The 26,568-nt window shown below is 70.2% G+C and carries 34 protein-coding genes; 14 read left to right on the plus strand and 20 right to left on the minus strand.

Going from position 1 to position 26,568, the window contains the following annotated elements; translation table 11 throughout:
* Positions 1–6: 6 nt before the first annotated feature.
* Genes G3576_RS21630 through G3576_RS21650 form a run of 5 tightly spaced genes read right to left on the minus strand, consistent with a single transcriptional unit; the run spans position 7 to position 5,541 of the window.
* Positions 7–1,053, minus strand: a complete 1,047-nt coding sequence (locus G3576_RS21630) for an ABC transporter ATP-binding protein (RefSeq protein WP_164696524.1) — start codon at positions 1,051–1,053, stop codon at positions 7–9.
* A complete protein-coding gene (locus tag G3576_RS21635) occupies positions 1,050–2,033 on the minus strand; it encodes an ABC transporter ATP-binding protein (protein ID WP_164696525.1) in 984 nt (327 codons plus the stop codon). The genes G3576_RS21630 and G3576_RS21635 overlap by 4 nt, the downstream gene beginning before the upstream one ends.
* The gene (locus G3576_RS21640; protein ID WP_164696526.1) at positions 2,030–2,965 is read right to left on the minus strand and encodes an ABC transporter permease; all 936 of its coding nucleotides are present in this window, start codon (positions 2,963–2,965) and stop codon (positions 2,030–2,032) included. Before G3576_RS21640 ends, G3576_RS21635 begins: the two co-directional genes overlap by 4 nt.
* A gap of 1 nt (position 2,966) precedes the next feature.
* Complete coding sequence (locus G3576_RS21645; protein WP_164696527.1) at positions 2,967–3,938, minus strand: ABC transporter permease; 972 nt, start codon at positions 3,936–3,938, stop codon at positions 2,967–2,969.
* Between the two features lie 13 nt (positions 3,939–3,951).
* On the minus strand, positions 3,952–5,541 hold the full coding sequence (locus G3576_RS21650; protein ID WP_164696528.1) for an ABC transporter substrate-binding protein: 1,590 nt from the start codon (positions 5,539–5,541) through the stop codon (positions 3,952–3,954).
* A 100-nt stretch (positions 5,542–5,641) separates the two neighbouring features.
* Between G3576_RS21650 and G3576_RS21655 the strand changes: the two genes are divergently transcribed.
* From G3576_RS21655 to G3576_RS21670, 4 genes are all read left to right on the plus strand, one after another.
* Positions 5,642–7,225: an ABC transporter substrate-binding protein gene (locus G3576_RS21655; RefSeq protein ID WP_164696529.1), complete on the plus strand. Its 1,584-nt coding sequence runs from the start codon at positions 5,642–5,644 to the stop codon at positions 7,223–7,225.
* 84 nt (positions 7,226–7,309) lie between these two features.
* The gene (locus tag G3576_RS21660; RefSeq protein WP_164696530.1) at positions 7,310–8,014 is read left to right on the plus strand and encodes a hypothetical protein; all 705 of its coding nucleotides are present in this window, start codon (positions 7,310–7,312) and stop codon (positions 8,012–8,014) included.
* The gene (locus tag G3576_RS21665; RefSeq protein WP_164696531.1) at positions 8,014–8,277 is read left to right on the plus strand and encodes a hypothetical protein; all 264 of its coding nucleotides are present in this window, start codon (positions 8,014–8,016) and stop codon (positions 8,275–8,277) included. Before G3576_RS21660 ends, G3576_RS21665 begins: the two co-directional genes overlap by 1 nt.
* A gap of 95 nt (positions 8,278–8,372) precedes the next feature.
* Complete coding sequence (locus G3576_RS21670) at positions 8,373–8,552, plus strand: hypothetical protein (protein ID WP_235952321.1); 180 nt, start codon at positions 8,373–8,375, stop codon at positions 8,550–8,552.
* An 11-nt stretch (positions 8,553–8,563) separates the two neighbouring features.
* Here G3576_RS21670 and G3576_RS21675 read toward each other — a convergent pair whose 3' ends face one another.
* Positions 8,564–9,028: an Lrp/AsnC family transcriptional regulator gene (locus G3576_RS21675; protein ID WP_164696532.1), complete on the minus strand. Its 465-nt coding sequence runs from the start codon at positions 9,026–9,028 to the stop codon at positions 8,564–8,566.
* A gap of 175 nt (positions 9,029–9,203) precedes the next feature.
* Here G3576_RS21675 and G3576_RS21680 point away from each other — a divergent pair, with 175 nt between their 5' ends.
* Positions 9,204–9,704: a calcium-binding protein gene (locus G3576_RS21680; RefSeq protein ID WP_207622965.1), complete on the plus strand. Its 501-nt coding sequence runs from the start codon at positions 9,204–9,206 to the stop codon at positions 9,702–9,704.
* Positions 9,705–9,740: 36 nt separating this feature from the next.
* Here the strand turns inward: G3576_RS21680 and G3576_RS21685 are convergent, their stop codons facing one another.
* The 4 genes from G3576_RS21685 to thiS form a co-directional block, all read right to left on the minus strand.
* The gene (locus G3576_RS21685; RefSeq protein WP_164696534.1) at positions 9,741–10,871 is read right to left on the minus strand and encodes a type III PLP-dependent enzyme; all 1,131 of its coding nucleotides are present in this window, start codon (positions 10,869–10,871) and stop codon (positions 9,741–9,743) included.
* A 668-nt stretch (positions 10,872–11,539) separates the two neighbouring features.
* Positions 11,540–11,923 carry a hypothetical protein gene (locus tag G3576_RS21690; RefSeq protein ID WP_164696535.1) on the minus strand — a complete coding sequence of 128 codons (384 nt, stop codon included), beginning with the start codon at positions 11,921–11,923 and terminating at the stop codon, positions 11,540–11,542.
* Between the two features lie 87 nt (positions 11,924–12,010).
* The gene (locus tag G3576_RS21695; protein ID WP_164696536.1) at positions 12,011–12,823 is read right to left on the minus strand and encodes a thiazole synthase; all 813 of its coding nucleotides are present in this window, start codon (positions 12,821–12,823) and stop codon (positions 12,011–12,013) included.
* A gap of 1 nt (position 12,824) precedes the next feature.
* Positions 12,825–13,037 carry a sulfur carrier protein ThiS gene (thiS, locus tag G3576_RS21700; protein ID WP_207622966.1) on the minus strand — a complete coding sequence of 71 codons (213 nt, stop codon included), beginning with the start codon at positions 13,035–13,037 and terminating at the stop codon, positions 12,825–12,827.
* Between the two features lie 162 nt (positions 13,038–13,199).
* Between thiS and aroQ the strand changes: the two genes are divergently transcribed.
* From aroQ to accC, 3 genes are read left to right on the plus strand one after another with little or no spacing between them, the layout of a single operon-like run.
* Positions 13,200–13,655, plus strand: coding sequence for a type II 3-dehydroquinate dehydratase (gene aroQ / locus G3576_RS21705; RefSeq protein WP_164696538.1), 456 nt, complete (start codon positions 13,200–13,202; stop codon positions 13,653–13,655).
* Positions 13,655–14,119: an acetyl-CoA carboxylase biotin carboxyl carrier protein gene (gene accB / locus G3576_RS21710; RefSeq protein WP_164696539.1), complete on the plus strand. Its 465-nt coding sequence runs from the start codon at positions 13,655–13,657 to the stop codon at positions 14,117–14,119. Before aroQ ends, accB begins: the two co-directional genes overlap by 1 nt.
* A gap of 10 nt (positions 14,120–14,129) precedes the next feature.
* The gene (gene accC / locus G3576_RS21715; protein ID WP_164696540.1) at positions 14,130–15,473 is read left to right on the plus strand and encodes an acetyl-CoA carboxylase biotin carboxylase subunit; all 1,344 of its coding nucleotides are present in this window, start codon (positions 14,130–14,132) and stop codon (positions 15,471–15,473) included.
* Here the strand turns inward: accC and G3576_RS21720 are convergent.
* The 5 genes from G3576_RS21720 to G3576_RS21740 form a co-directional block, all read right to left on the minus strand.
* On the minus strand, positions 15,457–16,215 hold the full coding sequence (locus G3576_RS21720) for an ABC transporter ATP-binding protein (protein ID WP_328729546.1): 759 nt from the start codon (positions 16,213–16,215) through the stop codon (positions 15,457–15,459). The two genes, accC and G3576_RS21720, sit on opposite strands and share 17 nt — an antisense overlap.
* Complete coding sequence (locus G3576_RS21725; protein WP_235952325.1) at positions 16,212–17,288, minus strand: FecCD family ABC transporter permease; 1,077 nt, start codon at positions 17,286–17,288, stop codon at positions 16,212–16,214. The genes G3576_RS21720 and G3576_RS21725 overlap by 4 nt, the downstream gene beginning before the upstream one ends.
* Positions 17,254–17,934 (minus strand): hypothetical protein, encoded by a 681-nt coding sequence (locus G3576_RS21730; protein ID WP_164696541.1) that lies wholly within the window; start codon positions 17,932–17,934, stop codon positions 17,254–17,256. The genes G3576_RS21725 and G3576_RS21730 overlap by 35 nt, the downstream gene beginning before the upstream one ends.
* A gap of 60 nt (positions 17,935–17,994) precedes the next feature.
* Positions 17,995–19,122 carry an ABC transporter substrate-binding protein gene (locus G3576_RS21735; RefSeq protein WP_207622967.1) on the minus strand — a complete coding sequence of 376 codons (1,128 nt, stop codon included), beginning with the start codon at positions 19,120–19,122 and terminating at the stop codon, positions 17,995–17,997.
* A 63-nt stretch (positions 19,123–19,185) separates the two neighbouring features.
* On the minus strand, positions 19,186–19,563 hold the full coding sequence (locus tag G3576_RS21740) for a DUF2946 family protein (RefSeq protein WP_164696542.1): 378 nt from the start codon (positions 19,561–19,563) through the stop codon (positions 19,186–19,188).
* 92 nt (positions 19,564–19,655) lie between these two features.
* Here G3576_RS21740 and aat point away from each other — a divergent pair, with 92 nt between their 5' ends.
* On the plus strand, positions 19,656–20,339 hold the full coding sequence (gene aat / locus G3576_RS21745) for a leucyl/phenylalanyl-tRNA--protein transferase (protein ID WP_164696543.1): 684 nt from the start codon (positions 19,656–19,658) through the stop codon (positions 20,337–20,339).
* Here aat and G3576_RS21750 read toward each other — a convergent pair whose 3' ends face one another.
* The 5 genes from G3576_RS21750 to G3576_RS21770 are packed head-to-tail and all read right to left on the minus strand — an operon-like array spanning position 20,340 to position 22,250.
* Complete coding sequence (locus G3576_RS21750; protein WP_164696544.1) at positions 20,340–20,738, minus strand: DUF805 domain-containing protein; 399 nt, start codon at positions 20,736–20,738, stop codon at positions 20,340–20,342.
* Between the two features lie 28 nt (positions 20,739–20,766).
* Positions 20,767–21,141, minus strand: coding sequence for a DUF2155 domain-containing protein (locus G3576_RS21755; protein ID WP_164696545.1), 375 nt, complete (start codon positions 21,139–21,141; stop codon positions 20,767–20,769).
* Positions 21,138–21,362, minus strand: a complete 225-nt coding sequence (locus G3576_RS21760; protein WP_164696546.1) for a hypothetical protein — start codon at positions 21,360–21,362, stop codon at positions 21,138–21,140. The genes G3576_RS21755 and G3576_RS21760 overlap by 4 nt, the downstream gene beginning before the upstream one ends.
* Positions 21,359–21,877 (minus strand): outer membrane lipid asymmetry maintenance protein MlaD, encoded by a 519-nt coding sequence (gene mlaD, locus G3576_RS21765; protein WP_164696547.1) that lies wholly within the window; start codon positions 21,875–21,877, stop codon positions 21,359–21,361. The genes G3576_RS21760 and mlaD overlap by 4 nt, the downstream gene beginning before the upstream one ends.
* Positions 21,878–21,893: 16 nt before the next feature.
* Positions 21,894–22,250: an NADH:ubiquinone oxidoreductase subunit NDUFA12 gene (locus G3576_RS21770; RefSeq protein ID WP_164696548.1), complete on the minus strand. Its 357-nt coding sequence runs from the start codon at positions 22,248–22,250 to the stop codon at positions 21,894–21,896.
* A 234-nt stretch (positions 22,251–22,484) separates the two neighbouring features.
* Between G3576_RS21770 and G3576_RS21775 the strand changes: the two genes are divergently transcribed.
* The 5 genes from G3576_RS21775 to G3576_RS21795 are packed head-to-tail and all read left to right on the plus strand — an operon-like array spanning position 22,485 to position 26,560.
* Positions 22,485–23,984: a TSCPD domain-containing protein gene (locus tag G3576_RS21775; protein WP_164696549.1), complete on the plus strand. Its 1,500-nt coding sequence runs from the start codon at positions 22,485–22,487 to the stop codon at positions 23,982–23,984.
* A 55-nt stretch (positions 23,985–24,039) separates the two neighbouring features.
* Positions 24,040–24,507, plus strand: coding sequence for a RidA family protein (locus tag G3576_RS21780; protein WP_164696550.1), 468 nt, complete (start codon positions 24,040–24,042; stop codon positions 24,505–24,507).
* Between the two features lie 42 nt (positions 24,508–24,549).
* Positions 24,550–25,716: a GNAT family N-acetyltransferase gene (locus G3576_RS21785; protein WP_164696551.1), complete on the plus strand. Its 1,167-nt coding sequence runs from the start codon at positions 24,550–24,552 to the stop codon at positions 25,714–25,716.
* Positions 25,716–26,111, plus strand: coding sequence for an MGMT family protein (locus tag G3576_RS21790; RefSeq protein ID WP_164696552.1), 396 nt, complete (start codon positions 25,716–25,718; stop codon positions 26,109–26,111). Before G3576_RS21785 ends, G3576_RS21790 begins: the two co-directional genes overlap by 1 nt.
* Positions 26,108–26,560 carry a GNAT family N-acetyltransferase gene (locus G3576_RS21795; protein WP_164696553.1) on the plus strand — a complete coding sequence of 151 codons (453 nt, stop codon included), beginning with the start codon at positions 26,108–26,110 and terminating at the stop codon, positions 26,558–26,560. Before G3576_RS21790 ends, G3576_RS21795 begins: the two co-directional genes overlap by 4 nt.
* Positions 26,561–26,568: the final 8 nt, after the last annotated feature.

The following is a 26,568-nucleotide window of genomic DNA, read 5'->3' on the forward strand; positions in this document are numbered from 1 at the left end:
TGCGCCTCAGGCCCGGTCGTTCAGGTGGCAGGCGCTGCGATGCAGGCTGTCCACGGCCTTCAGCTTCGGCACCTCCACCTTGCAGCGGTCGAAGGCGAGCGGGCAGCGCGGGTGGAAGTGGCAGCCTGAGGGCGGGTTCAGGGGCGACGGGATCTCCCCCTTCACCGTCGCGAAGGCGCGCTTGCGGTTGCCGATGCGCGGCACGCTGTCCAGCAGGCTGCGGGTATAGGGGTGGTTGGCGGCCGTGAAGACGCGCTCGGTGGGTGCTTCCTCGACGACGCGGCCGAGATACATGATCACCACGCGGTCGCTGAGATGCTCCACCACGCCGAGGTCATGCGAGATGAAGAGGTAGGTGAGGTCGAGCTCCCGCCGCAGCCGCATGAACAGGTTCAGGATCTGCGCCTGGATGGAGACGTCGAGCGCCGCCACCGCCTCGTCGCAGACGATGAATTCCGGCTGCACGGCGAGCGCGCGCGCGATGCCGATGCGCTGGCGCTGGCCGCCGGAGAACTGGTGCGGGTAGCGGCGCTTGAAGGCGGGATCGAGGCCCGCGCGGCGCATCTGCTCATCGACATACTCGTCGAAGCCGCCCCGCTTGATCAGGCCATGAACCTGCGGCGCCTCGCCCACGATGTCGGCCACCCGCATGCGCGGATTGAGGCTGGCATAGGGATCCTGGAAGATCATCTGCCGCCGCAGCTTGGCGGTGCGCGCGGCCTCGCCCGGCAGGGTCGCGACATCCTGCCCGTTCCACAGCACCTGGCCCTCGGATTGCGGCAGGATGCCCGCCACGATGCGGCCAAGGGTGGATTTGCCGCAGCCGGATTCCCCGACCAGGCCCACCACCTCCCCCTTGCGGACGCGAAGGTCCACATGGTCCACGGCGTGGACCACCTCCTCCTTCACATCGGCGCCGAGCTTGCGGGCGAGCTTGGCCGCGACGTCGAGCTTCTTGGCGAAGCGGCGGGAGACGCCCTTCAGCTCGATCATCGGGACTTCGGTCTCGGTGAAGCTCCGGGTGGCGTAGATCTCGGCGTCGGTCGCACTCATGCGGCGGCGGCCTCCTCGCGATGCGGATGGTGGCAGCGGGCGAGGCGCGCGGGCAGCCATTCGCGGAGTTCAGGGCGCTGCACGCAATCCGCCTGGGCGCGCGGGCAGCGGGCGCGGAAGGCGCAGCCTTCCGGCAGGTTCAGCAGGGATGGCGTCATGCCGGGGATCTGGCGCAACGGCTCGCCCCGCTTGTTGCGCGACGGCACGCTGCCGATCAGGCCATGGGTGTAGGGATGCAGCGGCTTGTCCAGCACCTCCCCCACATCGCCGTATTCGACGACCTTGCCGGCGTACATGACCGCGATGTCGTCGGCGAGGCCGGCGACGACCGACAGGTCATGCGTGATCCAGATCATCGCCGTGCCGGTGGTGGCGCACAGCTTCTGCACCTCCGCCAGGATCTGCCCCTGGATCGTCACGTCGAGCGCGGTGGTCGGTTCATCCGCCACGATCAGTTCCGGCCGGTGCAGCAGCGCGATGGCGATGGCGACGCGCTGGCGCATGCCGCCGGAGAACTGGTGCGGGTAGGACTTCAGCCGTTCGTCCGGGGACGGGATGCCGACCATGCCGAGCGCGTCGCGCGAGCGCTGGCGGGCCTCATCCTCCGACACCTTCTCATGCGCCAGCACCGTCTCGATCATCTGCGTGTCGATGCGGAGCACCGGGTTCAGCGTCATCATCGGGTCCTGGAAGATCATGGCGATGCGGTTGCCGCGGAGGTGCCGCATCTCCTCCTCCGACAGCGTCGCCAGGTCCTTCCCCTGGAACAGGATGCTGCCGGAGACGATGCGCCCCGGCGCATCCACCAGCCCCATGATGGAGAAGCCGGTGACGGTCTTCCCCGATCCCGATTCACCGACGAGGCCCAGCACCTTGCCGCGGTCCACGGTGAAGGAGACGTCGTCCACCGCCTTCACCACGCCCGCGCGGGTGAAGAAGTGGGTGCAGAGGTTCCGGACCTCGAGCGTAGGCGCGCTCACTTCTTCAGCCTCGGGTTCAGCACGTCCCGCAACTGGTCGCCGACCAGGTTGATGGAGACGATGGTCACGAGCAGCGCGATGCCGGGATAGAAGCTGATCCAGTACTTGCCGCTGAGCATGTATTCGTAGCCATTGGCGATCAGCAGGCCGAGCGAGGGCTCCGTGATGGGGACGCCAAGGCCGAGGAACGACAGCGTCGCCTCCAGCGCGATGGCGCGCGCCACCTGCATGGTGCCGATGACGATCAGCGGCGGCAGGCAGTTCGGCAGCAGGTGCCCGAACAGGATGCGGCGCTTCGGCAGCGCCAGGCATTCCGCCGCCTCGATGTATTCGCGCCGACGCTCCACCAGCGCCGTGCCGCGCACGGTGCGGGCGTAATAGGCCCATTCCACGACGACGATCGCGATGACGACGTTGGTGATCGACTTGCCGAGGAAGGCCAGGATCATCAGCGCGACGAGGATGGAGGGGAAGGACAGCTGCAGGTCGACGACGCGCATGATGGCGCTGTCCGTCTTCCCGCCCGCATAGGCCGCCAGCAGGCCGAGCGAGGCGCCGACCATGCAGGCGATGAAGGCGGAACCGGCGCCGACGGTCAGCGAGATGCGCAGCCCGTACATGATGCCGGACAGCATGTCCCGCCCCTGGTCGTCCGTGCCGAGCCAGAAGGTCATGGTATCGTCGCCGTTGCGCGACCCAGGCTCCAGCCGCCCGTCCATGATGTCCAGCACCGCCAGGTCATAGGGGTTCTGGGGCGAGATCCAGGGCGCCAGGATCGCGACCAGCGCGATCACGGTGAAGACCGCGAGGCCGAACAGCGCCAGCTTCGATTCCGCGAATTCGGAGACGAAGCGCTGGAACGGTGTCTCCACCTTGTCCTTGGCGGGGTCCTTAGCCGGGGCGACCGGCGGTGTACCGACAACGGCGCTCATGTCACTTGCCCTCCAGCCGGACGCGCGGATCGAGCACCGAATAGGTGAGGTCCACGATCAGGTTGATGGTGATGAACATCAGCACCACGATCATCAGGTAGGCGACGATCACCGGCCGGTCGAGCACGTTGATGCTGTCGATGATCAGCTTGCCCATGCCAGGCCAGGCGAAGATCGATTCCGTCACGACCGAGAAGGCGATGGTGCTGCCGAATTCGAGGCCCGTCACCGTGACGACGGGGATCAGGATGTTCTTGAAGACGTGCACGAAGGTGACGCGGAAGGGGGAGAGCCCCTTGGCGCGCGCGAACTTCACGTAGTCCATCAGCATCGTCTCCCGCACGCCGGCGCGCGTCAGGCGGATGACGAGGCTGATCTTGAAGAGCGCCAGGTTCAGCGCCGGCATGATGAGGTGCGAGATGCCGTCCGCCGTCAGGAAGGACCAGCGCATGCCGAGGATGGTCACCGTCTCGCCCCGCCCGGTGGAGGGCAGCCAGCCCAGCTGGACCGCGAAGACCATGATCAGCATCAGCCCGACCCAGAAGGTCGGCAGGGAGAAGCCGAGGATCGACCCCGCCATGATCGCCTTCGACCCCACGCTGTTCGGCCTGAGCCCGGCATAGAGGCCGAGCGGCAGGCCGATCAGGATGGCGCCGAAGGTGGCGGCGAAGGCCAGTTCCAGCGTCGCCGGCATGCGCTGCAGGATCAGCGTCAGCGCCGGTTCGTTGAAGACGAAGCTGCGGCCGAGGTCGCCCTGCAGCGCCTTGCCGAGGAAGATCGCGTATTGCTGCCACAGCGGCAGGTCGAGGCCGAGCGCCTTGATGGCGCGTTCCCGCTCCATCTGGTCCGCATCCGGGCTGATCAGGATCTCGACGGGATCGCCGATGGCGAAGACGCCGATGAAGACGATCAGCGACATCGCCAGCACGACGCCGACGGCCTGGATCAGCCGGCGGAGGAGATAGACGCTCATGCCCCGAGATACCTCACCGTGCCGCGGCCGGACGCACGTCCTGCGCCCGCGTCAGCTCATCGACGCGGGCCGTATGCGCCAGCGTGCGGCGCATCGCCCAGATGTTGGTCTGGATGTGCAGCGGGATCACCGCCACATCCTCATGCGCCATGCGCTGCGCCCGGATCAGGATCTGCTCCCGCTTCGGCTCGTCGAGTTCGACCAGCGCCTGGCTCAGCAGGTCATCGACCGCGGGGTTCGAATAGCGGCCGCGGTTGGAGGCCCCCCAGCCGCGTTCGCTGCTCACCGTCGCCATGATGTTGCGCAGCGGATGGCTGCCATCGGGATTGGACCCCCAGCCGATGAGGTGCGCCGAGTATTCAGCGCGGCCCGCGCGGTTGACGAAGATGGACCAGGTCTGTGCCTCCACCGTCGTGCGCACGCCGATCCGCGTCCACATGCCGCCGACCGCCTGCGCGATGCGCGCATCGTTGATGTAGCGGTCATTCGGGCTGTTCAGCTGGATGCGGAAGCCGTTGGGGTAGCCGGCCTCCGCCAGCAGGCGCCGCGCGCCATCGGGATCGTAGGCCGGCGCGGGCAGGTCAGGCACGTAGCTGAAGGTGCCGGGCGGCAGGAACTGGCCCGACGGCGTCGCCGCACCCTCCATGATCCGGCCCGCGATCGCGGTCCTGTCGATCGCCATCGACAGCGCGCGCCGCACCCGCACATCCTTCAGCGGGTTCCGCCCAAGGGGCCGCCCGTCATTGTCCGTGACGAAGGGCGAATTCTCGTTCGCCGCGCGCAGGTGGTCGAGGCCGAGGAACACCAGCCGCAGCCCCACCGTCTCCGACACCGCAAGCCGCTGGTCGCCGCGGATGCGCGCCAGATCCGTCGTCGGCACCTGGTCGATGAAGTCGAGGTCGCCCGACAGCAGCGACGCGGTGCGCGACGCGTCATTCGTGATCATGCGGTAGGAGACGCGCTGGAAGGCCGGCGCCTCCCCCCAATAGGTCGCGTTGCGCTCGAACTCGATCCGGTCGCCGTTCCGGTGGCTCTGCACCCGGAAGGGGCCGGTGCCGATCGCCGCGGTGCCGGCGTTGAACTGCTCCGTCGTCGCATTCGCATGCGTCTCGGAATCAAGGATCCGGACATTGGTCATGTCGAGCGGCAGCAGCGGATAGGGCTGCGCGGTGTGGAAGCGGATCGTCAGCGGATCGACGATCTCCATCCTGACGATCGGCCTTGCATAGGCGGCATAGGAGGAGGGGCTGTTCGGCACGTTCGGCAGGCGCTGGATGGTGAAGACCACGTCTTCCGCCGTGAAGGCGTTGCCGTTGTGGAAGCGGACATTCGGCCGCAGCTTGAATTCCCAGGTGGTGGGGCCGACCGCGCGCCATTCCGTCGCCAGGCCGGGGATGTTGCGGGCGGCGCCGTCCGTGTTCACCAGCTTGTCGAAGATCATGTCGCTGACGGCATTGTTCGGCGACAACTGGTGGTAGTGCGGGTCGAGCGACGTCACCGGCGAGCCGACGCCCATCGTGAGCGTCTGCGCCGAAGCGCCCCCGACAGTCAGCGCCAATGCCGAAACACCCGCCATCGCGGCGGTCCGGATGCTGTCCCGCATCATCATTCTCCCCGGTCCCAGACTTCCCGTCTCGTGTAGCAGCGTGCCACAGGTGAGGCTAGGTTGAAGCCCTGACGCGCAAACCGGGAGAAAAATACCCATGAAGACGAACCGGACCCGCCCCGCCGGGCTCCTGGCCGGCCTGCTGGCGATGGCCGCATTGCCGGCCGCCGCCCAGAACCTCACCATCGGAATCGGCGGGTCGCCGACCTCGCTCGACCCGCATTTCTACAACGCCTCGCCCAATATCAGCCTGACCATGCACCTCTTCGACCGGCTGGTGGAACAGGATGCGCAGGCCCGCATCCAGCCCGCGCTGGCCGAAAGCTGGCGCGCCATCTCCGACACCACCTGGGAGTTCAAGCTGCGGCCGGCCGTGAAGTGGCATGACGGCCGCGACTTCACCGCGGACGACGTCGTCTTCACCATCTCCCGCGCGCCCAACGTGCCGAACAGCCCGGGCGGCTTCGGCGGCTTCGTGCGCGCCATCACGCGGACGGAAGTGGTGGACCCGCTGACGCTCCGCTTCCACACCGCCGCCCCGCATCCGCTGCTGCCGACGGAGCTCGCCTCCATCCAGATCATCTCCCGTCATGTGGGAGAGGGTGCCTCGACCGAGGACTACAATGCCGGCCGCGCCGCCATCGGCACCGGCCCCTACCGCATCGGCAGCTACCGCCCGGGCGACCGCACGGAGTTCACCCGCAACCCCGATTACTGGCGCGGCCAGGAACCCTGGGCGCGAGTCTCCTACCGCTTCATCGCCAATGACGCGGCGCGCACCGCCGGCCTGCTGGCCGGTGACCTCGACGTGATCGACCAGGTGCCCTCCAGCGACATCGGGCGGCTGCGGCAGAACCAGCGCATCTCGATCTCGGAGATCCAGGGCCTCCGGCTCATCTACCTGATGACCGACTTCTCCCGCACCGATGGCCCGCCGGTCCACGTCTCCGACCATGAAGGGCGCCCCCTGCCCCGCAACCCGATGCTCGATCCCCGCGTGCGCCGGGCGCTCTCCATCGCCATCGACCGCGAAGCGCTGGCGGAGCGCGTGATGGAGGGCACGGCCCGGCCGACCGGCCAGTGGCTGCCGCCCGGCTCCTTCTCCTACAACCCCGCCGTGGTGGCGCCGCGGCCGGATCCGGAGGGCGCGCGCCGGATGCTGGCGGAAGCCGGCTTCCCGCAAGGCTTCCGCGTGACGCTGCACAGCCCGAATGACCGCTACCCCAACGATGCCCGCACCGCCCAGGCGGTGGCGCAGATGTGGACGCGGATCGGCGTCCGGACCCAGGTGGAGACCCTGCCCTGGTCCGCCTACGCCGCCCGCACCGCGCGCCAGGAACACAATGCCCGCCTGGCCGGCTGGGGCAGCGTGACCGGGGAGGCGAGCTACATGCTGGTCAACATCTTCGGCACCTTCAACCGGGAGAAGCGCACCGGCGCCTCCAACAACTCCCGCTACTCCAACCCGGAGCTGGACGCGCTGACGGCCCGCGCCACCGCGACGCTGGACGACGCGGCGCGCGAACGCCTGCTGCAGGAGGCGGTCGCGATGGTGGACCGGGAGACGGCGATGATCCCGCTGTTCCAGCTGGTCAATTTCTGGGCCACCCGCCGCGGCATCACCTATGAGCCGCGGATGGATGAGCGGACCGTCGCCATGGGCGCGCGCCCGGTGAATTGAGGCCGCACCATTGTCATTGCCTTTTGTCCTATAAAGGAATATAATCCTTCATCAGGAGCTGTCCTGATGACGCGATAAGTCCCGGTGACCGAAGCCAGCCTGCGCCGCGCCATGCGGGACGCACGCTATTGGAACAACGCCAGCCTTGAACGGCCCGGCTATGTCCAATGGGTCACCGAGGGCTATTGCGCACTGGCGGGGCCGACCATTCGGCTGCCGGATGGCGGCGGCATGGTGTTCGTGCGCGCCTACACCCGCAGTCGCGATGGGAAGACGGAGCAGGTGCGCGCCCACTACAGGGCGGACCCTCCCGGCGGCAAGGATCGCGGCGGGGAGGGCGGCACGGGTACAGGGAAACGCGCCGGGAGCCCACCGGCAGGGAAGGCATCGTCGCCCGAGGATGACGGAACCACGCTGCCGGCCTCCTGGTGGCTACTGCCGCGCGGGCCGATCATCGGGGCGCGCCCGCCGGTCATCCCGCGCCTCCCCGGCCAGCGGCTGCCCGAGGGCATGCGTGATCCCGGTGGTGTGCCCCTGCCAAGGGCCGCCGGGCGCAGCGGAAAGGAAGCGGCGACGGACACCCCCGGCTGGGCCAGGGAGTTCCCGCGACATTCGACAGAAACCCCCAGGCAGTACGCCGAACGCCTGATGGATTGGAAATACGGCGGACGGCAGAACTGGGACAGCCGGCAGAACCGGGGGCAAGGGTCCGAATTCAGCCGCATCCAGAAAAATGGTAATCGTGGATTTGAAACGCGCTCAATCCCCGGCTCGCAGGAGTTCTACTGATGGAACCCAAGTCTGCCTGGATTTTGCTCCACTACGAAATCGCCGCCGACGTGGATGAGACTGAGATCGACGAGACGATCCTGAGCGAGCGTGTCGCGGGATTCTACAGTTCTGAGGAACAGGGCCAGGCCGCCATCCAGCGATTGCGCCTCAAGCCAGGCTTCCGGGACTGGCCCGACGGCTTCAGACTTTTCCCGATCGAGTTGGACCGCGCGTGGTGGAACGAGGGTTTCGTCAACACGGATGAGGGGGGAGTGACATGACGACACCCGCCACCACGCGTGCCTTGCAGCGCGTTTGGCGCCTTCGCCACTACAAGGTGGCTGAGGATGCCGATGAAAGGATTGATCCTCGCGTCATGATGCAGTTCTTCGAATTGGGCACCTTCACCAGCCGGGAATTGGCGGAGGCCGCCGTGCAGCGCCTGGTCCTCCAGCCCGGCTTCCGCGACTACCCCGGCGGCTTCCGCCTCTTCGAATACGTCGTGGACCGGGACGTCTATCCAGAGGGCTACGACGCCGACACGCCCCATCGCTGAACGGCGCGGCCCTACTCCTCCTGCGCCGCCGCCACCGGCAGGATCGCCGTCTCCTTCGGGCTGGCCAGGGCCAGGATCGTCTCCGTCCGCTCCACTCCCGGCTGGCCGCGCACCTCGTCGGAGACGAAGGCCTCCAGCGCCGCGATGTCGGCCAGGCGCAGCTTCACCAGATAGCACCAAGCACCGGTGATGGTGTGGCATTCCAGCACCGCCTCATGCCGCTTCATGGCACGCAGGAAGGTGGCGTCATCCTTGCCGGGCCGCATGGCGACGAAGACGAAGGCCAGCAGCGGGCAGCCGGCGGCGACGGGGTCCAGGTCGATCCGCCAGCCGCGGATCACGCCCCTTTCCTCCAGCCGCTTCACCCGCTCCGCGGTGGCGGAGACGGAAAGCCCAGCGGCCTTGGACAGTTCAGCCAGCCCCGCCGCGCCGTTCTCCTGCAGCGCGACAACCAGGTTGCGATCGATCTCATCCATGGCGTCAGGTTAGACCGGGACGGTCGCAAAAAGAAACGCCCGGGATGCGCGGCGACGACCACAGGCGATCCCTATGGCGCCGAAAGGCCGCATGGCTTGGTCGGCCGCCGCTTCGTTCCGCTATGCTCCGTCCTGGGCCCGCAGGGCTGCGGGCCGTGATGGCGTGGAGCGACGGATGAAGACCCCAACCCTACCTTCCACACCCCAGCCCCTCGATGCGGCGGCGCTGGATCGAGTGGTCGGCGGCGCGAAGATGAGCCTGGGCGAGCCCAGCACCGACGGCGACCAGGCCATCCAGGGCACGATGATGGGGGACATGCTCCAGGGCGGGGATGGGCAGGACACCATCCTGGGCGAGGGCGGCGACGATCAGATCGTTGGCGGCTTCGGCGCCGACCACGTCGAATCCGGCAGCGGGAACGACACGGTGATCTGGTCGCCGGGCCAGGGCAACGACACCATCGATGGCGGCGCGGGCAGCGACACGCTGCTGGTGAACATCCGCGGCCTGACGCTGGATGGCCTGCTGGCCGCGATCGAGCCCGCCCCGGGCAGCGCGGCGCCGTCCATCCAGGACGGTACGATCAACCTCGCCGGCGTCACGGGCACGCTTGTGATCGGGGACGAACGGATCAGCTTCTCCAACCTGGAGACGCTGCGGCTGACGACGAAGTAGGACGCAGGGGAGGCGACAGCCCCCCCTGCTCCCGCGTCAGATGTAGTGCTCGGCCAGCGGCTTGAAGCCGTTGAAGGCCTGGCTGGCATAGGTGGTGACATAGGCGCCGGTGGAGAGCAGCTCCACCCGGTCGCCATCCTCCAGCGCCATCGGCAGGCGGTAGTTGGACTTCTCGTAGAGCGTGTCCGTGCTGTCGCAGGTCGGGCCGGCGATGGTCACGGGGCCTTCCGCGCCGCCGTCATGCGGCGTGCGGAATTCGTAGCGGATGGCCTCGCCCTCCGTCTCCGCCAGGCCGCCGAAGCGCCCGATGTCGAGATAGACCCAGCGCACCGGATCATCCTCCCCCTTGCGGGAGACGAGGACGACCTCGCTGCTGACCACGCCGGCATCGCCCACCATGAAGCGGCCGGGCTCGATCACCATCTCCGGCAGCGCATTGCCGAAATGCTCGGTCATGGCGCCCATGATGGCGTCGCCGAAGGCGTCGATCTCCGGCACCTCGGCGCGGTAGCGCACGGGGTAGCCGCCGCCGAGGTTCACCATCCGCAGGTTCACGCCGGCCTCTCGCAGGTCGGTGAACAGCATCGCCACGCGAGCGATCGCGGCCTGGTAGGCGCCGGTCTGGGTCTGCTGGGACCCGACATGGAAGGAGATGCCATAGGGGTCCATGCCCCATTCGGCCGCCTTCACCATCAGGTCCTTCGCCATCCCCATCTCGCAGCCGAACTTGCGAGAGAGCGGCCACTCGGCGCCCTTGTTCTCGACCAGGATACGGCAATAGACGCGGGCACCGGGGGCATGCTGGGCGAGCTTCTTCAGCTCCGGCTCGCTGTCGAAGGCGAACATGGTCACGCCGGCCGCATGCGCGGCCTTGATGGCGGAGACCTTCTTGACGGTATTGCCGAAGGAGATGTCGGCCGGGCGCGCGCCGGCGGCCAGGCAGGCCTCGATCTCTTCCCAGGAAGCCGCGTCGAAGGAGGAGCCGAGCGCGGTCAGCCGGTCCAGGATCGGGGCGGCCGGGTTGGCCTTCACGGCGTAGTAGACGCGTGCGAGCGGCATCGCGGCCATCAGGCGGCGGTAGTTCTGCTCCACCCGGTCCACGTCGAGGACGAGGCAGGGCGTCGCCGGCGCGCGGTCGCGCAGATAGGCTGCGATCTTCGGGTTCATCGCCCCAACTCCCCAGCAAGGCGGGGGCGGCCCTGCGGGGCGGCCCCAGATTGACGAAACGGTCGAACGAACCAGCGACCAAGTGAAACCGGCGGGGTGAGCCGCCGGGGTTGCCAGAACGCTTGACGTCGTTGCGTTAACCTTGCGCCGCGGTGACCCCGGGATGCGCGACATCGCCCGTCACCCCACCGGGGCTTCGGCCGCATCGCTGTCCGGTGGTTCCGTGGGCCTGGGGCCTTCGGCACGTGCGTACTGCGTCTGGGGCGGCATATAGGCCCCCCCTCCCCCCTTGGAAAGCGGTTTTTCGGCCCACGCCGTTTTTTTTCCGCGGAGGCCCTTAAGACGCCGGAAACACCCCCTGTCCGCCCCCGGGTGCAACCGCGATGGCTCCTGAAAACCCCAGCCTTTCCACGTGATTCAGCCGGAAAGGCGAGTCGCACCCGTGGTCGCGCCTGGGTTTGCGGCAAGCGCCGCCGCCGAAAGGACTCGCCCGGCGGACAATGTTTCCGCTATGTTCCGGACATCACCAGCAGAGATGCGTCCGGCCACGCCAGCGATGCACCTCGGTGGCCTGGCACCCCGCCAACGCCACCGCGACATCGGTGCTAAACGTCCTAAATCGGCTAAAACGGCTAAAGCGGGTTAGTGGCTCAAACGCCACAGTGCCGTCAGCTCGCGAGCAAGCCGCCATTCGTCACGGTGATGCGGCTGGCGCGGCAGATGTTCACGCCCCGCACCTCTGCGGCCCGGCCATTGGTCCAGACCACGCGGAAATCGTAGTTGCCGGCATTGGCCGCGCGGTAGGACACGTTGCGCCCGGGTGGCAGCACGTTCTGCCCCAGCTGGTCGGCGCCCCAGCCGCCCAGGCTGGAATGGCTGAAATACAGGCGCTCCACCGTGGCCGAGGAGTTGTTCACCACCACGAAGCTGGTGTCGCAGGCCTGCGCCGCCGGTCGCTGGACCACCACCACCTGCTGGGGCTGCTGGGGCGTGCAGGCCCCCAGCATGAGGGCCGCGACAGCCAGCGTGCCCAAGGCGCGACGACGAACCATGCGATATCCTCCCGGGGCGTTTCCCATGCCCTGGGACAAAATCTACATCGTGTCGAAACCGTCACACAACCCGGGGACGTATCGACGTCACGTGATCAGACCCGTGGTGGGGGAGGAGGGATCGGCCGCCGGCGACCGCGGCATGCGCCCGGCCAGGAAGGCATCCCGTCCCGCCTCCACCGCCGCCTTCATGGCGCGCGCCATGCGCACGGGGTCGCGGGCATGCGCGATGGCGCTGTTCAGCAGCACCGCATCGCAGCCCAGCTCCATCGCCAGCGCGGCGTCGGATGCCGTGCCGATGCCGGCATCGACCAGCACGGGCACCTTGGACTGCGCGATGATCGCCTTGATCATGAAGGGATTGGCCACGCCAAGCCCTGACCCGATCGGCGCGCCGAGCGGCATGATGGCGACGCAGCCCATCTCCTCCAGCCGCTTCGCGGCCACGGGGTCGTCGGCGCAATAGACCATCACCTCGAACCCGTCCCTGATCAGGGCCTCGGCGGCTTCGAAGGTCGCGCGCATGTCGGGGTAGAGGAAGGGCGGCGGGCCCAGCACCTCCAGCTTCACCAGGTTCCAGCCCCCGGCTTCCCGCGCCAGGCGCAGCGTCCGCACCGCATCCTGCGCGGTGAAGCAGCCCGCCGTGTTGGGCAGGTAGGTATAGCGGTCGGGCGGCACGAAATCCTGCAGCATGGGCTGCGAGGCGTCGGAGAGGTTCACGCGCCGCACCGCGACCGTCACCATCTCCGCGCCCGACGCCTCGATGGAGGCCGCGGTCTCCTCCAGGCTCTTGTAGCGCCCGGTGCCGACGACGAGTCGCGACCGGAAGCGGCGGCCTGCGACGGTCCAGCCTTCATCCGTATCGGCCAGGGGGGTGGTCCCAGGGGTGATCCCGTCCATCTCAGCCACCTCCGATGAAGTGCACGATCTCCAGCCTGTCCCCGGCGCCGAGGCGCGTGGTCGTCCAGGCGGAACGCGGCACGATCTCCAGGTTCCGCTCCACCGCCACCTTGGGCGCGGCCAGGCCGATCAGATGCAGCAGGTCATGCACCGAGGCGCCTTCCGGCACCTGGCGCGCCTCGCCATTGACCTCGATGGAAATGGTCCCCGTCATGCGTCGGAACATGGCGGGCAGGCGCCGCCGGGACAAGCCATGCCGGCGCGGGGCAGCCATCCGCCGGGGTGCACAACCGAGGGGCGTGCTTGCCCGGCGCGGAGGCAGCGTGCTAGGCGCACCCTTCCCTGCGATCCTGTCGCGACAACCGGGACACCTCCCTTGACCCCGCCGATGATCGCCGTGCTGAACGGCCCGAACCTGAATCTGCTCGGCACCCGCCAGCCCGAGATCTATGGCGCGGAGACGCTCGACGATGTCGAGGCGCTCTGCGCCGAAACCGCGGAAACGCTCGGCCTGGCGATCGACTTCCGCCAGACCAACGGGGAAGGCGAACTGATCACCTGGGTGCAGGAATGCCGCGGCCGTGCCGCCGGCATCATCATCAACCCCGCCGGCTACAGCCATACCTCCATCGCCCTGATGGATGCGCTGAAGGCCGTGGACCTGCCCATCGTGGAGGTCCACATCTCCAACATCCACCGCCGGGAGGAATTCCGGCACCTGAGCTACGTGTCCAAGGTGGCCACGGGCGTCATCGCAGGCCTCGGCATCCGGGGCTATGCGCTGGCGCTGCGTGCCATGGCCGACATCGTCGCCCCAGAAGGAGAGCCCTGATGTCGGGCGTCCAATTCGACCCCGCGGCGATCCGCGAACTCGCGAAGATCCTGCGTGAAACTGACCTGACCGAGATCGAGCTGGTCGAGAAGGACAGCCGCATCCGGGTCGCGCGCCAGATCACCGTCCAGCAGGTCGCGACCGTCGCGGCGGGCCCTGCCGCCGCGCCCGCCGCCGCCGCGGCGCCCGCACCCATCGCGGTGCCGGAAGCGATCAGCGATGCCGCCCATCCCGGCGCCGTCACCTCCCCCATGGTCGGCGTCGCCTACCTGGCGCCGGAGCCAGGGGCCGCGCCCTTCATCACGGTCGGTGGCCGCGTCGCGCAGGGCCAGACGGTGCTGCTGATCGAGGCGATGAAGACCTTCAACCAGATCCGCGCGCCGCGCGCCGGCGTCGTGACGCGGATCCTGATCGAGAGCGGGTCGCCGGTCGAATACGGCGAACCCCTCCTGATCATCGAGTGATCGGGACGCTATGTTCGGCAAGGTCCTGATCGCGAACCGGGGCGAGATCGCGCTCCGCGTCCATCGCGCCTGCCAGGAGATGGGCATCCGCACCGTCGCCGTGCACTCCACGGCCGACAACACGGCGATGCATGTGCGCCTGGCGGATGAGAGCGTCTGCATCGGCCCGCCCTCGGCCCGCGACAGCTACCTGAACATGGCGGCCATCCTCTCGGCCGCCGCCATCACCGGCGCGGATGCCATCCATCCGGGCTACGGCTTCCTCAGCGAGAACGCGAACTTCGCGGAGATGGTGGAGGCCCATGGCCTCGCCTTCATCGGCCCGACGGCGGCGCATATCCGCATGATGGGCGACAAGATCGCCGCCAAGGACGCCATGCGCTCCCTCGGCGTGCCGCTGGTCCCCGGCAGCCTGGGCGCGCTGGAGAGCCTGGAGGAGGCGCGCGCCGTCGCCGACCAGATCAAGTACCCCGTGCTGATCAAGGCCGCCGCCGGCGGCGGCGGTCGCGGCATGAAGGTGGCGCGCAGCGAGGAGGAGCTTGAGGAGGCCTGGCGCGTCGCGCGCACGGAATCCAAGGCCGCCTTCGGCGACGATGCCGTCTACATGGAGAAGTACCTGGACCGCCCGCGGCATATCGAGCTGCAGGTCCTGGCCGACATGCACGGCAACGTCGTGCATTTCGGCGAACGCGACTGCTCCCTCCAGCGGCGCCACCAGAAGCTGGTCGAGGAGGCCGGCAGCCCCGTGCTGACGGCGGCGGAGCGCGATGCGCTGGGCGCCCAGGTCACCAAGGGCCTGAAGCAGCTGGGCTACCGCAATGCCGGCACGCTGGAATTCCTGTGGCAGGACGGCCAGTTCGCCTTCATCGAGATGAACACCCGCCTGCAGGTGGAGCATCCGGTGACGGAAATGGTCTGCAACGTCGACCTGGTGAAGGAACAGCTGCGCGTCGCCGCCGGCGAACCGCTGGGCTACACGCAGGAACAGGTCCGCTTCTCCGGCCACGCCATCGAATGCCGCATCACGGCAGAGGATCCCGAGACCTTCGCCCCGAACCCCGGCCGGGTGGACATGTATCACGCGCCGGGCGGCCTCGGCGTGCGGGTCGATAGCGCGCTCTACTCCGGCTACACCGTGCCGCCGCATTACGACAGCCTGGTCGCCAAGCTGGTGGTCCACGGCCAGACGCGGTCGGAGGCGATCGCGCGCCTCAAGCGGTCGCTGGACGAGATGGTGGTGAGCGGCATCAAGACGACGCTGCCGCTGCACCAGCGCATCGTCGCCGACCCGGAGTTCCAGGCCGGCGACTACACCATCCATTGGCTGGAGAAATTCGTCAGCCGCGGGCACTGACCGCGCGCGGCAGGGCTTCCAAGGGCATGACGAAGGGGTGGCCGGCGCTGCCGGTCACCACCTCCGCGCGCAATCCATAGACATCGGCCAGCAGCGCGGGCGTCAGCACTGATGCCGGGGCTCCGGCGGTGATCAGCCTGCCCGCCTGCAGCACCGCGATGCGGTCGGCGAAGCGGGCCGCCGCATTCAGGTCGTGGATCGCCACCACCACCAGCAGCCCCTGGCGCCGCGCCAGGTCGCGCAGCAGCGCCAGCAATTCGAACTGGTTCCGCAGGTCGAGCGCGCTGGTCGGTTCGTCCAGCAGCAGCGCCGCGGGCTCCGCCGCCAGCAGCTGTGCCAGGAACACCATCTGCCGCTGCCCGCCCGACAGCTCCGCCAGCATGCGTCCCGCCAACCCCTGGATGCCGAGCCGCTCCAGCGCCGCCATGGCGCGCGCGACTTCGGCCTGCGGCACGCGCAGCCCGAGCGCGCGCATCCGGCCGAGCAGCACCGTCTCCAGCACCGTCAGCGCCGCCCGGGCGCCATTGTCCTGCGGCAGGAAGCCGACCTCCCCGGCGCCCTCGCGGCGGATACGGCCGCCATGGGCCTGCAGCCCGGCCACGGCCCGGAGCAGGGAGGATTTGCCGGAGCCATTGGGGCCGAGCAGCGCCAGCACCTCGCCCCCCGCCGCGGACAAAGACACGCCATCGACCGCCCGGGTCGTCCCGTAGCGGATGGAGACGTCCTCGATCTCCAGCCTCACCAATGGGCCCTCCGCGATGCCAGGATCAGCCACGCGAAGAAGGGCACGCCGACCAGGGCGGTGACGATGCCGATGGGAAACAGCGCGCCGGGGGAGACGGTCTTGCTGGCCACCGAGGCGGCGGAGAGCAGCACCGCCCCGGCCAGCGCCGCGCCCGGCAGCAGCACGCGCTGATCCTCCCCCAGCAGCATCCGGGCGAGATGGGGAGCCACCAGGCCCACGAAGCCGATCGTGCCGACAAAGGCGACGGCGACGCCGGTGGCCACGGAGACGAAGAGGAAGCCGCGCAGCCGCAGGCCGCGGACCTTCACGCCCAGCGCCGCCGCGCGGTCATCCCCCAGGCGCAGCGCCGTCAGCCCCCAGGCATCGCGCATCAGCAGCGGCACCGTGGCGGCCAGCACGCCCGCGACGATGCCGAGCTTCGGCCAGGTGGCGCGCTGGAGACTGCCGAAGAGCCAGAAGACGATCTGCTGCAACGCCTCCGGCGACGCCATGAATTGCAGCAAGGCCAGCAGCGCCTGGAACAGGAACATCAGCGCGATGCCGGCCAGCACCAGCGGCTCCGGCGTCGCGCCGCGGATGCCGCCCAGCGCCCAGACCCCGGCGCAGGCGATGGCCGCGAAGACGAAGGCCGCGATCGGCACGGCCTGCGCTTCCGCCAGCGGCAGCGCGGCGCCGAAGACGATGACCAGCGCCGCGCCGAAGCCCGCACCGGCGGAGACGCCGAGCGTGTAGCTCGACGCCATCGGGTTGTTCAGGATGGTCTGCATGACGGCGCCGGTCAGGCCCAGCGCGGCGCCGACCAGCAGCGCCATCAGCGCGACGGGCAGCCGGATGGACCAGACGATGGCATCCACCATCGGATCGGGCGCCAGGCCGAGCAGCGAGGCCGCGACGGCGGAAGGCGACAGCATCGCCGGCCCCGTCGCGACATCCAGCACCAGGCAGAGCGCCAGCAGCGCGAGCCCCGCGGCCAGCACCACCCGGCGCCGCGCCGCGAGCCGCGTCCATTCCGGCGCCACCGCGGCGTGCATGCGCTCAGGCCGCCCGGGCGCGGCGACGGGGCAGGTCATTCGCGACCTCGCCGGGATCGCCGGGGCCGGCATGGGCAACCACGTCGGTCCGCGCCGCCCACCAGGCCAGCGCCATCATCGCGATGAAGGCCACGGGGATCAGCGCCATCGCCGCCCAGAACAGCACCCAGGGCGTCCAGTAGTAGCCGAGCAGCACCAGCGCCATGGCGACATTGCCGATGGCCAGCAGCGCCTCCCGCGCCGCCGCTTCCTCCGCACCCGGTGCGGCGGGCGCCGCGGCCAGGATGCGGCCGGGCTCGACCGGCGCGCGCGCCGCCAGCCGGGCGACGCCCGCCATCGCCAGCGTCCCGACCAGCGCGATGGCGGGTTCCAGGAAGCCCTGGCCCAGGGACAGCAGCCAGGCCGTCCCGCCACCGCCCAGCAGCAGGATCGCCAGCGGCAGCGCGGCCGCCAGTCGCCCCGCGACATCGAGGCGGGAGGGCGCGCCCATGGCATCGCCGAGCTGGCGGAGGTTCTGGATCCAGAAGAGGCCCGCGAGCGGCAGGGAGGCGGCGAGCAGCACGCCGCCGGCGCCGGTCGGCACGGCGCCGAGGCTGGCACCGGGCAGCACCAGCCCGATCAGCGCCCAGAGCGCGAAGGGCGTCAGCATGAACAGGGCAATGGCGAAGGGAACCCAGCGCTTCATCGGGGGTGGCTCCTGCGTGTCATGGGCGGGCGAAGGGGGGGAGTCGGAAAGCGCGGGGCATCAGGCCCGCCAGGGCAGCATCCAGGTGCCGGAGAAGGGCACGGGCAGGTAGCGCCGGTGGTAGTCCGCCAGCGCCGCGACGGGGTCCATGTCCTCGAACGCCGCCGGCCAGGCGCGCTTCGCGATGTAGAGCGTGGCGGTATCGTCGAAGAGCGTGCGGCACAGCCCGTGCTCGATCGCGTGCAGCTCGCCGTTGCGGATGGCGGTCAGCCCGGCCCAGCCGGGGCGCGTGGCGTAGGGCGCCAGGCTGCGGCGCGTCTCCTCCGCCGTCACGCCATAGCCCGTGCGGACGGCGCGCGGGCGGTTGGTCCAGGAGGAGGCGCCGATGTAGATGAAGTCCGGATTGGCGGCGAGCACGGCCTCCGCCGGGATCGGCCCCCAATTGCCGGCCAGCCGCCCTTCCGCGACGTTCATCACGCCGAGCATCGCGAAGATGCGGCCCCACATGGTGGCGGGGGAGTAGCTGTTGCCCACCACCTCCATGCCGCCCTGTCCGAGTTCCAGGTGGATCTTCGGCCTCACCGGCCCCGCGGCGCGGGCGGCGCGGTCCAGGATGGTGCCGATGTTGCGGCGGTAGCGGTCCGCCAGCTCCGCCGCGCGGGCCTCCTCCCCCATCGCCGCGCCGATGGCGAGGGTGGAGGCGACGTGGCGCTCCAGCGTCTGGGCGTTGTAGTCGAAGACCAGGATCGGGATGCCCGCGGCGGCGATCTGGTTGCGGATCGTCTCCGCCGCCATCCAGGCCCAGGCCGGCATCATCAGCAGGTCGGGGCGGAGCCCTATCACCTTCTCCGCGCTGAAGGTGCCCTCATCCGTGTTGCCGACATCGGGCAGGGTGGCGAGGGCTGGGACGAGGTCGCGGTAGCGGGAGAAGATGGCGGGGCGCCAGCCTTCCCACACCACGCGGTTCATGCCGACCACGCGGGACCAGCCGCCGGTGCCGGCGATGGCGGTGAACTCCTCGTAGTTGAACATCACCACGATCCGCTCCGGCCGCGGCTTCAGCGCGACCTCCCGCCCCAGCGCATCGGTGATGCGCCGCATCTGGGCATGGGCTGGCAGCGCCAGTGGCGTGGCGAGGGCAGTGGCAAGCAGGGCGCGGCGCGGCAGGGCGCGCGGGAAGGCGGACATGGCGGAGGCTCCTGGACATGCGACGAAACCCCGGGCCGAGGCCGGCCCGGGGCGCTGCGATGGTCAGGAGAGGAAGGGTGGTCCGGTCGGGCGGTAGGGCGGCGCCCGGGCGCCGAGCGCCGGCACGCTGGGCGCCACCCAGGCCGGCAGGGCGGCGACCACCATCGCCGGCAGAGGGACGGAGGAGGGCTCCGGCAGCAGCGCGGTGGCAGGCCCGTGGCAGGCCAGGCAGAAGGCGGCAGCCTCATGCGGGGCCGGCGCCTCATCCCCCGGCCCGCCCATATCCACCGCCACCATCCCGTCCGGCGTGCAGAGCTCCACCAGGAAGGCGTGGTGGGAGACGGGGGCAACGAGCCGCAGGCAATGCGCCAGCGCCAGGCTGCTCTGCAGGCAGAGCGCCAGGGCCAGCAGCACCAGCAGGCGGCGGGAGGGACGCGACACGCGCGGAACCTATGGCGCGGCGAATGAGCCCGCAAGCAGCCGCGTTGCACGATTCCCTCGCCCACCGCGCCGGCGCCCTGTAGAATGGGCCGGTGAGCCGAAGACAGTTCGAGATCACCCCCGAGTTGATGCTCCGCGCCTATCGCGCGGGCCTCTTTCCCATGGCGGAGACGCGGCGCGGCGACCGGCTCTACTGGCTGGACCCGGAGTTGCGCGGCGTGCTGCCGCTGGATCGCTTCCACCTCTCCCGCCGCCTGGCCCGGACCGTCCTGGCGGGCGACTACCTCGTCACGACCAACCGGGACTTCGGCGGCGTCATCGCGGGCTGCGCGGCGCCGGCGGAGGGGCGGGAGGACACCTGGATCAACCCGGAGATCGAGCGGCTGTTCACCGCGCTGCATCGCATGGGCCATGCCCATTCGGTGGAGGCCTGGGCGCCCGCGCCGGGCGGCCCCAAGCTGGTCGGGGGGCTCTACGGCGTCGCGCTCGGCGGCGCCTTCTTCGGGGAGAGCATGTTCTCCCGCGCGCGCGATGCCTCCAAGGTCGCGCTGGTGCATCTGGTGGCACGGCTGCGCCTTTTCGGCTTCACGCTGCTCGACAGCCAGTTCCAGACCACGCACCTGGCGCAGTTCGGCTGCACGGAGATTCCGCGCCAGGCCTATAAGCGGCTGCTCTCCGAAGCCGTGGAGGAACAGGCGCGCTGGGATGACGAGGCCGAGCCCGAGGCGGTGGCCGAGGAGATCCGGCGGCTGCGAGAAGCCAGCCGCGGCAAATAGCTAGCGGTTCACCGGCCAGGGGCGCTGGCCCGGCGGCAGCGCGGCGCCGCCGCCGCGCGGGTCCGGACCGAAGCGGTTCGGGCCATTCTCCCCGGGCTGGCAGTACCAGATCAGCAGCACGATCCAGCCGAGGACAGGCACGAAGCCCAGCAACTGCCACCAGCCGCTGCGCCCATTGTCATGCAGGCGCCGGGCAGCGATGGCGATGGAGGGGATGATAAGCGCGACAGCCAGCACCGCGCCGAGGATGCCGCCCGTCGCGGCGTCGTCGATGATGCCGGTGATCACCTGGGCCAGCAGGACAAAGAGGTAGAAGAACCAGAACTCCGACCGTCGCGCGCGGCCCGCGAAGGTGGCGTAGTTGCGGAACGCGCTGGCGACGGCGTCGGGGAAGTTCATGCGCGCTCCATCCTGGCCGGGTGCCGCCTCAGCTCGCGCGGCATTCCATGATGCGGATGTCGTAGACCGGGTGTTCCAGCATGTTCACGCCCGGGGCTTCGGCGAACATCCAGCCGCGGAAGACGGCGGCGCCATTGGCGGGGGCGCGGCTGTCCGCGATCTCCAGCCAGGCGGCGGCGTCCGGCACCTCGTCCGGCGGGCGCGCGTTGCAGGCCCGCACGGTGATGGTGAGGCTGCCGAAGCGCTCGGGCTGGTTCAGCGTGGCGCGCAGCGTGATGACGCGCGCCGTCACCTTGTCCAGCGCCTGCAGCACGGCGATGCGCTGCGGCCGCCATTCCTGCGCGGCCGCAGGCATGGCCAGCCCGCAGGCCAGCGTGATGGCAGCGGCGAGGGTGCGGATCATGCCGCGCGCTTCGGGCTCGGCAGGGCGGCGACCATCTCGGCCAGGATGCGCCGCATCGCGGCCTCGTCCACGCCCATCAGCACCGCATCCTCGAAGGCGTCGCGCAGCACCTGCGCGGCTTCCCGGTGGTTCTCCGCCAGCACCTTCAGCTTCTCCCGGCATGACAGGGGCGCGCCATCGGCACCCGGCCAGGCGGCGGGCGGGTCGAGCGGCGTGCTCATGGGCGGGCCGGCGCGGTTCCCTGGGCGGGGGCCGTGCCGCCGCCCTCCCCGGGGGAGGATCCGCCCTGGGTCATGGAGAAGATGAAGCGCCCCAGAAGGCTCTCCAGGCTGATGGCGGATTGGGTGATCGTGATCTCCCCGCCATCGCGCAGGATGCGCTCCGACCCGCCCGGCACCAGGGAGACGAAGCGCCCGCCGAGCAGCCCCTCGCTCGCGATTTCCGCCGAGCTGTCGGAGGGGATGCGGAGGCTGCCATCGATCCGCATGGTCAGCACGGCCAGGAAGGTCTGCGGGTCGATCCGCTGGCCGGTGATGGAGCCGACCTTCACGCCGGCGATGCGGACATCGGCGCCCGGCGCCAGGCCATCGATCCGGTCGAACTTGGCGGTCAGCGTCAGCCCGGGGCCGGACATGGTGGTCCGCCCGCTATTGGTGACGGCGAACAGCAGGAAGCCGGCCGCGACCAGCAGCACCACGGCGCCAGCCAGCACCTCGGCGATCGAACGGCCCTTCATGCGCGCTTGCCTGCCATCAGGTCCCGGGCGTCCAGGCCTCGTAGTCGCCCGTGGTCACGGCGCGACGGCCTCCGGCATAGTCATGGCCGGCGGGGCGATAGGCATTGGCGGTGCCCGTCTGGTTCGGCTGGTGGTCCAGCATCCAGGCATGGCGCTTCGTCTCCGCCATCGGCTGCGGCGCGGTGTGGTGCAGCCAGCCATGCCATTCCGGCGGCACCTTCGTGGCCTCGGCCGCGCCGTTGAACAGCACCCAGCGGCGCTTGCGGCCATAGCCACGAAAATCGGCCTTCGACTCGTAATAGGCATTGCCGAAGCGGTCCGTGCCGATCTTGCGGCTGGACAGGGCGGAGGTGAGGCGCAGCAGCACCGACATCGGATATCCTCGCAGCGGCCGTGGGGAGGCCCGCCCGCCATGTGCGGACGGCGCCAGTTTCGCACAATGGGGGCCCGCGCGCAAAACGCGCGGCGTCCGGGCCCGGGGCTGCGATTCTGTCCACAGGATGTTGCGGTTCCGGCCGCGCAACACCACCACATACGGCTTCCGTCCCGCCCCCCGAGTGCCTAGATTGGTGGCATGACAAGCTTGGCCGGGACGATCTGGGACGGAATGGCTCTGTGGCGCCTGCGCGCCGCGCCGGATCCGGATTCGAAGCCCAGGGCCATCGCCCTGCCCGTCTCCTGGGATGAGGAGGCGGCCGAGGCGATCGCCGCCATCGCCCCGGGCCAGGCACCGGTCGCCCTGCCCCGCCTCGCGGAATCCTGGATCGCGCCGCTCGTCGCGCGCGGTCGCCAGCTCGGCATCCTGGCCGATGCCGGGGAGCAGGACAGGTTCGCCCATGCGCTGCGGGGCCTGCTGCTGGCCCGCGCCGCGGCGCCGGGCCTCGCGATCTGGCGGGGGGACACCCGTTCCGCCAGCCGCTTCGTGCTCAACCTGCCGGCCTTCCTGGATGCCGAGGGAGGCTTCGACGCGCGCGCTTATGCCGCGGCCGTCGCGACCGGCGTCCGGGTGCTCGACATCTGGACCCAAGCCAAGTCGCCGCGGCTTTCCGTTGGATTTGCTGACCTTGCCGGCCTGCTGGCCGGGCTCGGGCTGACCTACGACTCGGCAGAGGCCCGCGCCGTGGGGGCCGCCATCGCCGCCTTGACGCGCGGCGCGGCGGAGGCCGAGTCGGGCCGGATCGCGGAGCGACTCGGGGCGCGGGAGCCCGTGGCGCTGATCGCTCCCTCCCCGCCCGAGGAGACCGTGGTGCCGGGCCTGGCCGCGGCCGCCCGCGCCGCGCTGGACGAAGCCGCCGGAAGCCTCGGCCTGCGCCACCAGGCGCTGGTGGTGTTGGCGGCGCCCGATGCCGTGGAAAAGCTGCTCGGTGCCGAGACGGGCGGGCTGGCGCCCGCCAGCGGGCCGACGCGCCTGACGCTGGACCGCGAAGGCTGGGTGGCAGAGGTGCCGACCCGCGCCGCGCTCCGCCTGGGCCGCGCGGAGGCCGAGCGCCTGCTCGCGCCCCCCTCCGACCAGGCCTGGACCGCCATGGCGCAGGCCATCGCCCCCTTCCTGCACGCCCCCGCCCCCATGCCGCTGGCCAGCGCCGCGCCGGCGAGCGCGCCCGCACCCCTGCCCGCCCGCGCCACCGCCCTGGCGACTCGCCCGGGCGGGTCCGTCTGGCGCGTGTCGGTCGGCGGCCACAAGGTGGTGCTGCGCACGACGGAGGATGGCAGCGGCAAGCTGTCCGAGGTGACGATCGCGCTGACGAAGGAAGGCGCCGCCTATCGCAGCCTGATGGATGCGATGCTGCATTCCGTCTCCATCGGCCTGCAGAACGGCGTCGCGCTGGACCATTTCGTCGAGGCCCACGCCTATACCCGCTTCGGCCCCGCAGGCGCCGTGGAGGGCGACCCCGCCATCCGGCGCGCCACCTCCGTGCTGGACTGGGCCTTCCGCCGCCTGGCGCTGGAGTATCTGGGCCGCCGCGACCTGGCCGACCCGTCGGAGGCCGATTGCGCCCCGGATGCCACGGGCAACGCGGCCGAACAGGCGCCGCTGCTGCCGATGGACCTGCCCGCATCGCCGGCGCCGCGCGCCCGGCGGCGGCAGTTCAAGCTGGTCGGGTAGCGTTTTCCGCGCGCCCGACGCAGTCTCCCGCCCGGCAAGCAGGGAGACCGCGCCAATGGCTGGAACGATCGAAGGCAACCTCGCGAAGCTCGGCATCACGCTGCCGGTGCCCGCCGCGCCGGTGGCGAACTACATCGCCTACAACATCGTGGGGAATCTGCTGGTCGTCTCCGGCCAGATCCCCTTCGTGGATGGCAAGGTCGCCTTCACCGGCAAGGTCGGCGCGGGCCTGTCCGTGGAACAGGGCCAGGAAGCGGCGCGCATCTGCTTCATCAACCTCGTCGCCCAGGTGAAGGCCGCCTGCGGGGGAGACCTCGATCGCGTGAAGCGCGTGGTGCGGCTCGGCGGCTTCATCGCGGCGGGGCCGGACTTCACCCAGCATGCGCTGGTGATGAACGGCGCCTCCGACCTCGCGGTCGCCGTCTTCGGCGATGCCGGGCGCCATGCGCGGACCACCATCGGCGTGCCCTCCCTGCCGGCCGATGCGGCCGTCGAGGTCGAGGGGATGTTCGAGATCGCCTGAGGCGGGCTTGAGCATCCGCCCGCCGACCCAAGCTGGACCTGCATGCCCGATACGGCGCCCGCGCTGAACCTCTCGCTCCATCCCTCCATCGCGGCGATCCCCGCGATGGAGTGGGATGCCTGCGCGGGCTCCGCGAATCCCTTCGTCAGCCACGCCTTCCTCCTGGCACTGGAGGAATCGGGCAGCGTCGGCGGGCGAACGGGGTGGCTGCCACAGCATGCGGCGTTGCGGGACGAGGGCGGAAGGCTCGTCGCCTGCGCGCCGATGTATGCGAAGATGCACAGCCAGGGCGAATACGTCTTCGACCATGGCTGGGCGGATGCCTTCGAACGCGCGGGCGGGCGCTACTACCCGAAGCTGCAGGTGGCGGCGCCCTTCAGCCCGGTGCCCGGCCCGCGGCTGCTGGTGCGCCCGGGCTGCGAGGCCGGCGTCGCCGCGCTGGCGCAGGGGCTGGTGCAGGCCTGCGGGCAGCTCGACCTCTCCTCCATCCACGTCACCTTCTGCCAGGCACCGGAGTGGGAGGCGCTGGGCGAGGCCGGGTGGCTGCAACGCATCGGCACGCAGTTCCATTGGACCAATGCGGGCTACACCAGCTTCGACGACTTCCTGGCCGCGCTGTCATCCCGCAAGCGGAAGCAGATCAAGCGGGAGCGCCGCGATGCCGAGGCCTCCGGCTTCGTCCTCAAGACGCTGCGGGGCCATGAGATCACGCCCCGCCACTGGGACGCCTTCCACCGCTTCTACCTCTCCACCTCCGACAAGAAGTGGGGCCGCAGCGCCTACCTGAAGAAGGCCTTCTGGCCGATGCTCGGCGAACGGCTCGGCGACCGCGTCGTGCTGATGGTGGCGGAGCAGGAGGGGGAGCCCGTCGCCGGCGCGCTGAACCTGCTGGGGGAGGACGCGCTGTTCGGCCGCAACTGGGGCTGCCTGGTCGATGCGCCCTTCCTGCATTTCGAGCTCTGCTACTATCGCGCCATCGATTTCGCGATCGAGCACAGGCTGCCGCGCGTCGAGGCCGGCGCGCAGGGCGAGCACAAGATCCAGCGCGGCTACCTGCCCGTGCCGACCTACTCCGCCCATTGGATCGAACATCGCGGCCTGCGTCGCGCGGTCGCCGATTTCCTGGCGCAGGAACGCCCCGCCATGATGCAGGAGATCGAGGCGCTGGCGGAGATGTCGCCGTTCCGGAAGGACGGCGAGGCGGGCTGATGGGCTCGCCCTTCTACGCCCGCATCAAGGGCGACGTGCTCGCCATCGTCGCCACCATCCCCGCCGGACGCATCGCGAGCTTCGCCGATATCGGCGCGCATCTCGACGTCATGCCCCGCCACGTCGCCTACATCCTCTCGATGCTGTCGGAGATCGAGAAGGCGACGCTGCCCTGGCACCGCGTGGTGGCGGCGGATGGCAGGCTCGGCGTGCCCAAGGCGGGCGCGGATGGCACGCCGCAGCGCGCGGCTTTGGAAGCGGAGGGCGCGGCCTTCGATACCGACGGGCGCATCACCGATGCCGTCGCGCGGTCGGTCGCGGTGGACAGCCTGCCGCATGGCGTGCCACGGCAGACACGCCCCGCCACCGCCCCGAAAGCCCCGCGCCGCCGATGATCGCCATCGAGGATCCCGCCCAGCCCGAGATCATCGCCATGCTGGAGGAAGGCGAGGCGCACAGCGCCAGCCTCTACCCCGCGGAGAGCAACCACCACCTGCCGCTCGACGCACTGCGCGCGCCCGGCGTGCTGTTCCATGTCGCACGCGATGCCGCCGGCCGCGCCATCGGCACCGGCGCCATCGTCGTGAAGGGCGACTGGGCGGAGGTGAAACGCATGTGGACGGCGCCGGACGCGCGCGGCCAGGGCGTGGCGGCCGCCATGCTGACCGCGGTGCTGAACGCCGCCCGCGCGCGCGGCATTGGCCTGCTGCGGCTGGAGACCGGCATCCACAGCCACGCCGCGATCGCCCTCTATCGCCGCCACGGCTTCATGGAGATCGAGGCCTTCGAGGGCTACGCGCCCGATCCGCTGAGCGTCTTCATGGAACGCCGCGAACCGGTGTAGACCCCTCC

This window comes from Falsiroseomonas algicola (genome assembly GCF_011040385.1).
GTDB classification, from domain to species: domain Bacteria; phylum Pseudomonadota; class Alphaproteobacteria; order Acetobacterales; family Acetobacteraceae; genus Falsiroseomonas; species Falsiroseomonas algicola.